The organism is Corynebacterium gerontici (assembly GCF_003813985.1).
GTDB lineage: Bacteria > Actinomycetota > Actinomycetes > Mycobacteriales > Mycobacteriaceae > Corynebacterium > Corynebacterium gerontici.
Genome location: NZ_CP033897.1, coordinates 304,358 through 315,715, shown reverse-complemented (window position 1 = coordinate 315,715; position 11,358 = coordinate 304,358). Strand labels below are relative to the sequence as shown.

Here is an 11,358-nt window from a genome sequence, read left to right as displayed (position 1 = left end):
AAATCTATACCCAATAAGCAGGGTGTGGCAGCCCTGCTCATCACCTGCGGACTCGCAGGCACATGGGCAGTCCCTGCCCTCATTGATCACCTCATTCCCACGAAAACCATGCCCGCACCGGAAACAATGAATGTGGGGAACGTCAGCTTCCACCCACCCCAAGATTTCCGAGTGGAGAGCCAAACCGATCCCAAGAAGGTCACGCTCGTTCACAGCGACGGCTCCACCATCGTTGTGAGCACCCAAAGCAACGTCAAGGACTTGGACACCGCGAAGCACAGGAAAGTGACCGAGCTCCAGCGAGATCACATCACGCTGAACCTTGAAGGAAATCAGTGCACCGTCACCTCCAACGAAGGGAAGGGGCCCTGCGGTTTTGCTGGGGAAAACCAGGAAATGGCCATGGTGTATGAACTCAGCCCCAACAAACCCCACGACATCACCCCTTTGCTGAAGTCCATCACGTTCAAGGAGGACACACATGACTAAACCCCAATATTGGACTTGGTGGCTATTCATCTTCTCCATCGCCGCAGGCACCGTGGGGCTTGCGATTGCCCAGGCCGATTATTTCCGCCCGGCCGCAAAGACGCTGCTCATCATTTCCCCGATCTTCATCGTCACCACGTTGATTTTCACCGGGCTGATCTTGCTCACGGACCGCTCCAAAGCTCGGCGCCCAAAGCTGCTTCTGTGGTCCTTCATCTTCGGTGCCACCGTGCCCACCTGGCTGAGCGTCTACGCCAATGAGCATCTCACCCGCATCGCCGCAGACTTGATGGAAAACGGCGCCGATTGGGGAGCCGCATTCGCGGGCCCTATCAGTGAGGAATGGTCCAAGACGCTAGGCATCATTTTGATCATGCTGCTCACCTCCACCGCGCTGCACCGCCCAATCCACGGCCTGCTCATCGGCGCCTTTGTGGGCCTGGGTTTCCAGATTTTTGAAAACATCACCTATGCAGCGATCTTCGCTATCGAAGACCCGAACAGCGACCTCAGCGGCGCACTCACCGTGACCATCCTGCGAAGTCTCATCGGCATTGCCTCGCACTGGCTATACAGCGCCATCATCGGCGTTGGGGTTGTCGCGCTCTTCCACAAGAAAGTGTTCAGCTTTCTGGGCTTTTTCGCCCTCGGCTTTGGTCTGCACTTCATGTGGAACGCCCCAGTGGGCAATGCAGTGCTCAAGCTCGCCGTGAGCCTGATCGCTTTCGTACTGGTGCTGCTCTACGTCAAGCGGCGCGAACGCTCGCTAGCAACGCAATAGCGCTCATCACTGCCATGCTCAGCGACATGCTGAGCGCCATATTGCCGCCAACTCCCACCAGGATCGTCGCCAGACCCGCCACCAGGAACTGCACGAATCCCATGAGGGAGGAGGCGGCACCTGCATGTTTGCGGACGAGATCTGTGCCGAGCGAGAAAGCGTTGCCCATCACCAGCGGGATTGGCGCCACGCCGAAAAACAGCACGGGGAAAAACGCCCAAGGGGACAGTCCCGTGAGGACGATGATGAGCAGGGTGACGTCGGCAAGCAACAATGTGCCAAGACCTCCGAGCAGAAGCGCTCGCTGCGACACACGATCAATCAAACGATTGTTCAACAGTCCGGAGGCCATGATGCCCAAGGCATTGATGGAAAAGCACAGGGTGTAGGAGCGCACGCTGAAGCCCATGATGTCTTGGATCACGAAGGAGGACGCCGAAATATAACTGAACATCGAGCCGAACCCGAAAGAAAACGCTAGCAGCATGGCAAGGAAACGTCGCTGTTTGCACACATAAACAAAATTGCGCGCCACTGGCCCAAGGCGCAGCGCGGATCGATGTTGGCGAGTTTCGGGAATCACGAAGCCCACCACAAACAGCTGCAGTGCGGAGAACCCAGCGAGTACCCAAAATATGCCGCGCCACCCAATTGGTTCCGCCAACAAGCCACCGAGCACCGGGGCCGCCACCGGCGCCACGCTTTGGATCACCATCATCATGGTGAACGCCTTCGCGGCAACACCACCGGAGGCCAAATCGGGCACGATCGCCCTGGCCAACACCACGCATGCGCCTGAGCCCAAACCGTGCACCAGACGAGCAAGGACCAGCACCCAAATCTGCGGGGCGAGTGCGCACGCGAGGCATGCGAGAAGGCTTAACGCAGCGCCCATCAGCAGCAGGCGTTTTCGCCCCAGCGAGTCCGAGATGGTGCCAACCACCAACTGCCCCACCGCCATGCCGACCATGAATGCGGTGAGTGTGAGTTGAACCGAGGCCTCGCTCACCATGAATTCTCGCGCCAAGGCGGGCAAGGTTGGCAGGTACATGTCGATGGCAAACGGCCCCGACGCCATCAGAAGCGCCAAGCTGGCGAGCAGCCCGATGCTGAGTTTTTGCTCCTTCAGTGCAGTCTCCTTTCCTCGTTTGCACTACCGTACTCCCCGCCTCATGCAAGAATTGTGCTGAGCTACTGTAAAGGAGGGTCGTGGACGAAATCTCACTCACACGTTTTGGGCAAGCAGCGCTGATTGCCGCCCTCATTTCTTGCCTTGGCGCTTTGACACTCGCACTCGGAATTCTTAGTCGCAGCACCAGCGCAATCCTTCCGGGGTTCGGGGTGGGTGCCTTTGAGCACTCGCTGCTCTCCGCCTTTTTGGCCGGTATCGCGGTGACGGTAGTGCTGCAGTCCTCCTCGGTGACGTCCGTGCTGATTATCAATCTGGTGGCGACGTCGCAGTTAAGCACGCAAGCCGCGATCGCTGCTATTTTCGGCGCAAACGTTGGCACGGTGGTCACACCCTTGCTGCTTTCCTTCGCTTTTCGACGCCACGACTTCCAATCCGCCCAGACCGTGGCCTGGCAGCACGCGCTATTCAATCTCGCTGGTGCCGCGACGCTGCTCCCCCTCGAGCTCGTGTTCCACCCGCTCTACCGCCTGGCGCATTGGATTGCGCCACCGGATTCACACATACCCGACCCACTTCCAGCTTTCTCCAATCCGCTGGGGCTCTGGTCCGCAATCTTGGCGATTGTGGTGATGCTGCTACTGATGCGGCTGATCCGCTTCCTCTCTCAGCGCTTATACCAGGGCACAGGCCGTCCGTTGCTGGACGGTTCGGACACACTTGGGCTGCTGCTCGGCGTCAGCGCAACCATGCTCCTACAGCTTTCTGCGGCAGCGATCAGTACCGTCGCAGGTATGGGGATCAAGCCAAAGAACAGCCTGCCGGTGGTGCTGGGTGCCAACATTGGCACCACCCTCACCGCGGTGCTTGCGGCAATGGCATTGGAGGGTCCGCTGCAGGCCATCGCGTTGCTCGTGGCGTTGGTGCATTTGCTGTTCAACCTGGTGGGCTCGCTACTGGTGCTGCTTGTTACCCCTATCCGCAGCGCACTCATCCGCGCCGCAGAATGGGTTGCTCGGCGTTGCGCGCGGCAGCCGGCGCTCGCCTTTAGCGGGATAGTGCTGTCTTGGGTGGTGCTCCCACTGCTAGGCGTCTCGCTTGAGCAGTAGTGTCACGCCAATCGCCATCATGACCAGGGCCCATGCGGCGAAATACAATCCGGAGCCTTGCCAACCCCACGGTACGTCTGCGACAGGGCGTTGCAGGAGAAACGCGCCGTAATTATTGAATGGGGCGTAGCGGTACACAGCTCCGGCCTTCGGAATAAAGGCCAGGGCTGGTTCCAGCGCGAATTGCCACAAAAACACGATCGCGATTGCACCCGCAGCCTGGCGGGTGATGTAGGCGACTCCTTGTGAAAGCGTCATCAACGCAAGCGCCCCACACACGTTCACGCACCACGCCTTCCACACTGATCCTTCACCAAAAGGCGCGATGAATAGCACGGCAATAGTTACCAAAAGCACCACGATCAGTGCGTAGATCAGCCATTTCACTGCGGCGACACGCAGACGCGAAGGCACTGCGAGGAAGGTGACGTTTTGGCTGTTGTAGCGATACTCAGAAGTAATCACCATGATCGACTGCACTGCCAGCACCAGCGTGCCAAAGCTTTGCATTCCCATGAGCAATGCGCTGAGCTCGGCTGATTGATCCAGCGTTCGGCGAATGAGCAGCGCGAAGCCGAAGCTGAAGAAAAAGAACAATCCACTCGTCCACCAAAACGCCTTGGTGCTGCGCAGTTTGGTCCATTCGGCCTTAAGAAGCATTAGTGCGCCTTTCGTGCGTGCCTGCCGGCGGTTTGATTGCTGTGGTGAACGGAGGCTTCACCCGTGATTTCCATGAAGGCATCTTCAAGCGAGGCGTGCTGTTGGTTCAGCAAATGCAACTGAATCCCTTCCCTGAAGGCCAGTGCCCCGATCTCCTCGGTGCACGCGTCCATCACAACTAGTTGCATGCGCTGTTCGTGGTCAATCTCAACCCTGGCTTTCTTACCTTGGGCAAAGATAGCTTCCTTGAGGTGATCCAAGTTTTCAGCACGCACCACCACTTGCGCCTGAGAATGTTCAGCGATGAAATCTTTGGTGGAGGCGTTCGCAACGAGCTTGCCTTTGCCAATCACCAAAAGATGATCTGCGGTCAGCGCCATCTCGCTGAGCAGGTGCGAGCTCACGAGAACGGTGCGCCCCTCCCCCGCGAGCCAGCGCAAAAATTCACGCACCCACCTGATCCCTTCCGGATCGAGGCCGTTGACTGGCTCATCGAGCAGCAGCACTTTCGGGTCCCCCAGCAGTGCAGTCGCCAGCCCAAGGCGTTGCCCCATGCCTAGCGAAAACGATCCCGCGCGTTTCTTCGCAACGGAGCTCAGCCCAACCAGCTCAAGTACTTCATCGACCCGCTTGCTTGGGATACCGTTGGATTGTGCAATCCATAGCAGATGGTTCCGGGCTGAGCGGTTGGGATGCACCGCTTTGGCGTCGAGAAGCGCCCCCACAGTGTGCAATGGTGCACGAAGCTCGCGAAATGCTTGGCCATCGATAGTGGCACTGCCGGACGTTGGGCGATCGAGACCCAGGATCATGCGCATGGTGGTGGTCTTCCCGGCACCGTTGGGACCCAAAAATCCGGTAATTTTGCCCGGCTCAACATCGAAACTGAGGTCGTCGACGGCAAGAATCTTGCCGAATTGTTTGCTCAGCCCACGCACTCGAATCATGCGCTTCAGTGTTCCACAGCCGCTTAAATCCGGCTAGCGATCCATGTAAAGAGTTCCGGCCACGCTTGGGCAAAGGCTGGCATTAATTTCAGCTTTTCGACGTCCCCCGCCTCAACCCACCGGAGTTCGTAGGACTCCTCGTTGGGCAGGAGCGACAGCTTTTCTTCCGCGAGCGCAAGCACGGTCGAGTACGTCCAGCCGCCTGCGAGCTCTGGCCGTTGAGGATCAGCCTCAAAGGGACCTGCGGTGACGCGGGTTTCGACGATGTTGTAATCCTCGCTGCGCACGCCCGTTTCCTCATACGCCTCCCGAGCGGCCGTTTGCTCAGGCGTTTCTCCAAGATCACGGGCTCCGCCTGGCAAGGCCCAGGTATCGCCTTGGCTGGTCCATGACGCGCGGTGCTGCATGAGCACGTGAAAGGACTCATTTTCCGGATACACCAACAGCAGCCCCGCCGCACCGTACTTGCCCCATAGCCGCATGGTGCCTGGTCCCGCTGCCCATCCATTACCTTCGCCAGCCATAGCACCCCATCGTAGTGTTTCTGCCTCTTTCCCGGTAGATTATGAAGCACACCTGTCACACCAGTCACGGAGGTTTTGGATGGAGGAGCATTCCACGCTTCGCACGAAGCTGCCCTCCACCGCCCTGGTGGATCAAGACACCCAAGATCACTGGCTCGACCGCGTCAGTGAACACCGCGCCCAGCGCAGGAATCGCTGGCATCAAATTTGGTACGACTCCATCAAGTACCCGCGCGCTTGGTCGATCAAACTGTGGCGCTACCTCACCACTACCCCAGGGAAGATGACGTCCATCGTGGTGTTGCTGAGCATCTTGATGCTCGTCTCTGGTTTGACCATCTCCCAAGCTTCCGCCCAGCGCCGCGCGGAATTGAACACTTTGATGAACTCCACCGAGCCCGTCAGCTACCTTGCGCACACCCTCTATTCGGAGCTTTCCATCGCCAACACCATGGCCACATTGGACTTTGTAAATTCCGATGCAAATTCGCAGTCAGCCCGCGAACTCTACAACCAAGCCCTACAGAACGCCGGTGCAGCAGTAGCCAGAACTGCCGTGGGCATGAACAACGATGAGGGGCACCCTGTTGAATTGGTGTCCAGCATCTCTCAAAAGCTGCCGGTTTTCGCGGGGCTCATCGAAACAGCCCGCGCCAATGCCAGGCAGGGAAACCCAGTCGGCGTGGCATACCTTTCCGAGGCCTCCACTCTCATGCGCGAACAGATCCTGCCAGCAGGCTCTGAGCTCTACACCATCACCGGGCAGGTAGTGACTGAGGAGCAGCGCCGCGCTTCACGCCCTTTGCTGTGGCCGCTGGCAGGTTTGGCAGTCACTCTCGCCGCATTATTGCTGGCGCAGGTGTGGCTGGCCCGAACCACGCGCCGCAGGCTGAATGTTGGGTTCCTGCTCGCTACGGTCTTCATGACGCTCGCTACCTTGTGGGCCGGTGGCGCCAGCATCATCATCTGGCAGGCCGGGGTTCGTGGACACGAGCAAGCGATTGCGCCAATGGAATCGCTAACCGACGCCCGCATCCTGGCGCAGCAGGCACGTTCCGCCGAAACCCTGGCACTGGTTCGCCGCCAATCCCTCGATACCTCCGAGCAATCATTCGCCTCTGCTGTGCGCCACGTCCACGCAGCACTGGACGAGGCCTCCACCAAAGGAGATACAGAAACAATCGACACCGCGCGCGAGGCCACCGATCAGTGGGCCCAGGACCATGCGAATATCGCCGCCGCTATCAGCGTGGGAGACTTTGACTCTGCATGGAAAGTGGCAGCTCAGGAAGATAGCGGCGTGGGTTTCGATCAGCTCGATCGCTCCATGGCCTCGCTGATCAGTGAAACTAGAAGCACTACTCGCTCGTTCATTGAGCGCGGCATCTCTGCATCTTCCTGGCTTAACGTCGGCATGCTGGTGCTCAGCGGCCTCGCTCTCATATCAATCTGGATTGGCATTCGCCCCCGACTTCAGGAGTACCTCTAATGCGCAAGTGGCTCAGCATCCTATGCTGCGCATGCCTGGTCGCCTGCGCCAACTCCGAAGCACCGGTGAGCGACGAAACACCGCCCCCGGCCTCCCTGCCTCTGCCCGAGGGCGCCGTTCAGAAACCGGCTTCGGAGATTCCCAAGCGGCGCGTTGTCACCTCTGGGCTCTTAGGGTCACTCCGACCGCAGGACGTGGAAGTCCCGGAAATCAAAGCTCGCGGCAGGCTCATCGTCGGAGTGGATCAATCCCAAAATCTGCTCAGCTTCCGGGATCCAGTCACCGGGAAGCTCGAAGGCTTCGAAGTCGCGCTGGCTCAGGAAGTCGCCCGTGATATTTTCGGCGATCCCCAAAAAATTGAGTTCCGCTACGTCGATTCCTCCTCTTGGATAGGCGCCTTGGAAGCCAGGGACGTGGATTTTGTTATTCGCTCGATTTCCATCACCCGCCAGCGCCAAGACCAGGTATTCTTCTCTACTCCGTACTTCACCGGCGATACGCAATTGCTCACGGAACGCGGCTCAGACATCAGCGGCATACAAGACATCGGCGAGGGAACTGTATGCGCTTCTTCAGGTTCAACGGGAGTTCAGCGTGTGGCGCAGGCCGCCCCGGATTCCACACTGTTGATTGTGCGTTCGAGCGCCGACTGTCTGCTCGCCCTGCAGCAAGGACAGGCCGATGCGGTAGTTTCCGACAACACGATCCTCTCCGGCATGGCGGCACAGGATCCGCAAACTCACATTGTGGGCAGCGCATTAGCCACCGAGGACTATGGAATCGCGTTTGCCAAACCCGGCAGCCGCCACAACACTGAAGCACTAATTCGCCTAACTAATGCAACGCTCGAGCGCATTTTCCAAAACGGCACTTGGAATGCGCTGTTCAAAGAATGGTTCGGCAGCTATCTCCCCCAGCAACGACCACCCAAGTTGAACTACCGCGAGGAGCAGGGATGACGGAACCACACACTGAAGCGGTACCTTTCGACCCTTTTGCGGACGACGACGAAGAGGATTATCGCGAGCAAGTTGGCATCCGCGCCCGAGAGGAGGCGCTGAGCACCTTTCGCTCCCAGCGTTCGGAGAGCCACGCGGATAGAACCGTCGCCAACGGCATGGTCACCCTGCCGTTCATCCCCCTCATCCCACTGGAAGACGCGCTCAAAGAGCCCAAGACCGCACCGCAACTCAACCCCGGTGACGTAGTGGCGAATCAGTACGAGATCGCCGGCGTCATCGGCCAGGGCGGCATGGGCTACATTTACCTCGCACACGACCGCAACGTGTCCGGACGAATGGTCGTGCTCAAAGGCATCCGCGAGGGCGCACAGCAAATGGGTGCCGCAGAAATTGAGCGTGAGTTCCTGGCGAGCATCAGCCATCCCGAAATTGTGAAGGCCTACAACTTCGTGGACGACCCACGGGTCGGCGGGCTAATCGTGATGGAGTACGTACCTGGGCCGTCGTTAAGCTCCCAGCAGCGCCGACAGCAAGGCGGCGTGTTCACCATCGATGTCGCAATCGGCTATATCCTCGAAATTTTACCTGCGCTGGAATATCTACATTCACGCGGCGTGCTCTATAACGACCTCAAACCGGACAACATCATCTTGACTGAGGATCAGGTGATGCTGATCGATCTCGGCGCTGTATCCGGCATCGGCGCCTTCGGCTACATCTATGGCACCAAAGGTTTCCAGGCGCCCGAAGTGCCCACAGAAGGACCGTCGGTTGCCAGCGACATTTACACCATCGGCCGCACGCTCGCCTCGATGGTGGTGCACATGCCCACAGAAGAGGGCATCATGCAGGGTCTACCCACCCCGGACGACGAGCCACTCTTCGCCCACAATATGTCCCTTTACCGCCTGCTTCGTCGCGCCACCAGCTCGGACCCCAACCGCCGCTTCGCCGATGTTCGCACCTTAGAAACCCAGCTCTACGGGGTACTGCGGGAATTTTTGGCCGTCCACCGGGACGAACAATTCCCTGCGCAACATTCCCTATATTCCCCGCAGCGCTCTACGTTTGGCACCAAACACTTGGTGTATCGCACGGATCAGCTTATCGACGGCGTCGAACGCAACGTCCGCATCACCAGCGAGGAAATCAACACCGCCCTGCCAGTGCCGCTACTGGACCGAGAAGACCCGGGCGCGGGGCTCATCACGGGTTCTTCTTACTCCGAACCTTCCGAAGCGCTGGAGATGATGCGCGAAGCCATGGCCGATTTCCCCACGTCGCGAGAAATCCCTCTCGCCGTCGTGCGGTCACTCCTTGATCTCGGCTTCATCCGCGAAGCACGCTCCTGGCTGGAAAAACTCACCATCAAAAACGACTGGCGCCACCTTTGGTACTCCGGCATCACCGCGTTGCTTCTCGACGACTACGCCAGCGCCCAGCATGCGTTCAATGAGGTCTACAACATCCTCCCCGGCGAGCCCGCACCGAAGTTGGCACGCGCCGCAGTGTCCGAATTGCTCCTGCAAGATAATGGCCACAATACAAAATCCCTGCTGAACCCCGATATCGCTCTTGCTGCTGCTAATTTGCAAGGCGAAGCGATCGCCGAGGTTGGCGGCACGTGGCGGGAGCTGGCGAGTTCTCCCGAGGTGCTGAGATTTAAGGCCATTTATCTCTATGCGCTGGTGTGGAAAACGAATCCGACCACTGTTTCTTCCGCCTTCGGTTTGGCCCGGCAGCTTGTTGCGGAAAACCAGGTGGATTTAGCGGTATCGACGCTCGATTCAGTCTCCCCAGCGTCTTCTCACTACAGGATGGCCGAGCTCAGCGCGATCTTGTATTTGATTAGCGGAGATTTGAACGAATCGCGGATTCGTCGGGCGGCCAGAAGGATTGAGGCCATTCCAAATAACGAAGCACGTTTCCTACAGATCAAGGTTGCCGTGCTCAATGCTGGGCTCAATTGGCTTCGGGCACACCAACTCAGCGCTGCTACTGCGGATGTGGATCTGCTTGGTTATCCCTTCACGCAGCACGGACTGCAGGTTGGGTTGTCGGAATCCCTCCGCATCCTCGCTCGCAATGCGCCGAATGCTCGACACCGCTACTCCCTAGCGGATATGGCCAACAAGGTGCGGCCGATGACTTGGTTCTAGGGCGGGAGTACGCCACCAGGTGTGGTTCGGATTTCTTTTTCTCCGATGTGCCAGGTGACTACCGCATGTTCGTCTATGCTGCACGTGAGCCGTTTGTAAGTTTTAAGGTTGTGGTGGTGCCTGCACAGCAGTTGAGCGTTTGAAGGTGTGGTCTTGCCGCCCCGGTCAAACTCGAGCACGTGGTCAATATCGCAGGCGTAGTCGGGCACGGTGCAGCCGGGGTAGCGGCAGTGGCCGTCCCTGCCGGCGATAAACGCACGCATCCGCGAGGTGAAGCGGTAGGCATCGGTGGTCTCGTCACGGGAGAGAACCCGACGGGCAGCTCGTTCCCGCAGCCAGGTGGCTTCAATCTCACTGAATTGCGCTCCAGCCGCAGTGCGGATTGTGCCGGAGGCATCCTCGTAGACATTGAGCATCACTTTTGTGTTTCCCTGCAGCATTTGAAGCAGCAGCTCCCCCATCGGCACGTCGCCCTTTGAAGCTTCTGCTCGGAGGCGCTCACGGATGAGCGACGCGGTGGCGTCGCTAGAGACCACGCCCACCGCAGTTCTGCCATTGGTTGCAGGAACAACCCAGAGTTGATCTTCTTCCTCATCCTGGGATTGATCAAAAGGTTCTTGCAGCCCTCGGATGAAGTTTCGGATCTGACGAGCAGACGGCACCGCTTCATCCTCCACGCTTGGAGTAAGAAACTCGGCGATAGCCTCGTCATATTGCGGATAATTATCCGCTTCGCTCAATGCTGAACTGATGGCAAGCAGCCGAGGAATATCCAGATGCCAATGTTGGCGGAAAACCTTATACGTAGCGGGAAGGTTCCACATCGTGTACACCGCTGAGAAGCGGTTGAGTACTGCAGAGGCCGACATTCCAAGACTCGCCCCAACTTCGAGGGCATCCATTTCCCAGTTGGAGCCAGCAACGGTTGGTGTCGCTTCTTCCCACATGAGGTACTCATAGCGGCGAAGGAATACGCCCTGCTGACTTAAGTCATCATCAAGATTGCAGTTGCGGTAGAACATTTCATCCCCCTTTCCCGATCACCCGTTCTAAGAAAAGGATAAAACGCCCCACCACACACCGCAAGAGCAAATTCGAATATTTATTCG

11 protein-coding genes are annotated in these 11,358 nt (G+C 58.4%); 6 read left to right on the top strand and 5 right to left on the bottom strand.

Annotation, left to right across the window (positions count from 1 at the left end):
- Positions 1-24: 24 nt before the first annotated feature.
- Both CGERO_RS01465 and CGERO_RS01460 read left to right on the top strand, forming a co-directional pair.
- Entirely contained in the window at positions 25-489 is a 465-nt protein-coding gene (locus tag CGERO_RS01465; protein ID WP_164470213.1) for a hypothetical protein, read from the top strand.
- Positions 482-1,270: a PrsW family intramembrane metalloprotease gene (locus CGERO_RS01460; RefSeq protein WP_123933103.1), complete on the top strand. Its 789-nt coding sequence runs from the start codon at positions 482-484 to the stop codon at positions 1,268-1,270. The genes CGERO_RS01465 and CGERO_RS01460 overlap by 8 nt, the downstream gene beginning before the upstream one ends.
- Here the strand turns inward: CGERO_RS01460 and CGERO_RS01455 are convergent.
- On the bottom strand, positions 1,236-2,348 hold the full coding sequence (locus CGERO_RS01455) for a multidrug effflux MFS transporter (protein WP_245998852.1): 1,113 nt from the start codon (positions 2,346-2,348) through the stop codon (positions 1,236-1,238). The genes CGERO_RS01460 and CGERO_RS01455 overlap by 35 nt on opposite strands.
- A 131-nt stretch (positions 2,349-2,479) precedes the next feature.
- On the opposite strand from CGERO_RS01455, the gene CGERO_RS01450 reads away from it, so the two are divergent.
- Positions 2,480-3,508 (top strand): Na/Pi symporter, encoded by a 1,029-nt coding sequence (locus CGERO_RS01450; protein WP_123933099.1) that lies wholly within the window; start codon positions 2,480-2,482, stop codon positions 3,506-3,508.
- Here CGERO_RS01450 and CGERO_RS01445 read toward each other — a convergent pair.
- Genes CGERO_RS01445 through CGERO_RS01435 form a run of 3 tightly spaced genes read right to left on the bottom strand, consistent with a single transcriptional unit; the run spans position 3,485 to position 5,639 of the window.
- Positions 3,485-4,168 (bottom strand): multidrug ABC transporter permease, encoded by a 684-nt coding sequence (locus CGERO_RS01445; RefSeq protein WP_123933097.1) that lies wholly within the window; start codon positions 4,166-4,168, stop codon positions 3,485-3,487. The two genes, CGERO_RS01450 and CGERO_RS01445, sit on opposite strands and share 24 nt — an antisense overlap.
- The gene (locus tag CGERO_RS01440) at positions 4,168-5,115 is read right to left on the bottom strand and encodes an ABC transporter ATP-binding protein (protein ID WP_123933095.1); all 948 of its coding nucleotides are present in this window, start codon (positions 5,113-5,115) and stop codon (positions 4,168-4,170) included. Before CGERO_RS01440 ends, CGERO_RS01445 begins: the two co-directional genes overlap by 1 nt.
- Before the next feature lie 23 nt (positions 5,116-5,138).
- Positions 5,139-5,639, bottom strand: a complete 501-nt coding sequence (locus CGERO_RS01435; protein WP_123933093.1) for an NUDIX domain-containing protein — start codon at positions 5,637-5,639, stop codon at positions 5,139-5,141.
- A gap of 79 nt (positions 5,640-5,718) precedes the next feature.
- On the opposite strand from CGERO_RS01435, the gene CGERO_RS01430 reads away from it, so the two are divergent.
- The 3 genes from CGERO_RS01430 to CGERO_RS01420 are packed head-to-tail and all read left to right on the top strand — an operon-like array spanning position 5,719 to position 10,249.
- On the top strand, positions 5,719-7,128 hold the full coding sequence (locus CGERO_RS01430) for a phenol hydroxylase (protein WP_123933091.1): 1,410 nt from the start codon (positions 5,719-5,721) through the stop codon (positions 7,126-7,128).
- Entirely contained in the window at positions 7,128-8,087 is a 960-nt protein-coding gene (locus tag CGERO_RS01425; RefSeq protein ID WP_123933089.1) for a glutamate ABC transporter substrate-binding protein, read from the top strand. The genes CGERO_RS01430 and CGERO_RS01425 overlap by 1 nt, the downstream gene beginning before the upstream one ends.
- Positions 8,084-10,249 (top strand): serine/threonine protein kinase, encoded by a 2,166-nt coding sequence (locus CGERO_RS01420; protein ID WP_123933087.1) that lies wholly within the window; start codon positions 8,084-8,086, stop codon positions 10,247-10,249. The genes CGERO_RS01425 and CGERO_RS01420 overlap by 4 nt, the downstream gene beginning before the upstream one ends.
- Here CGERO_RS01420 and CGERO_RS01415 read toward each other — a convergent pair.
- Positions 10,246-11,271, bottom strand: a complete 1,026-nt coding sequence (locus CGERO_RS01415; RefSeq protein WP_123933085.1) for an HNH endonuclease signature motif containing protein — start codon at positions 11,269-11,271, stop codon at positions 10,246-10,248. The genes CGERO_RS01420 and CGERO_RS01415 overlap by 4 nt on opposite strands.
- Positions 11,272-11,358 lie beyond the last annotated feature (87 nt).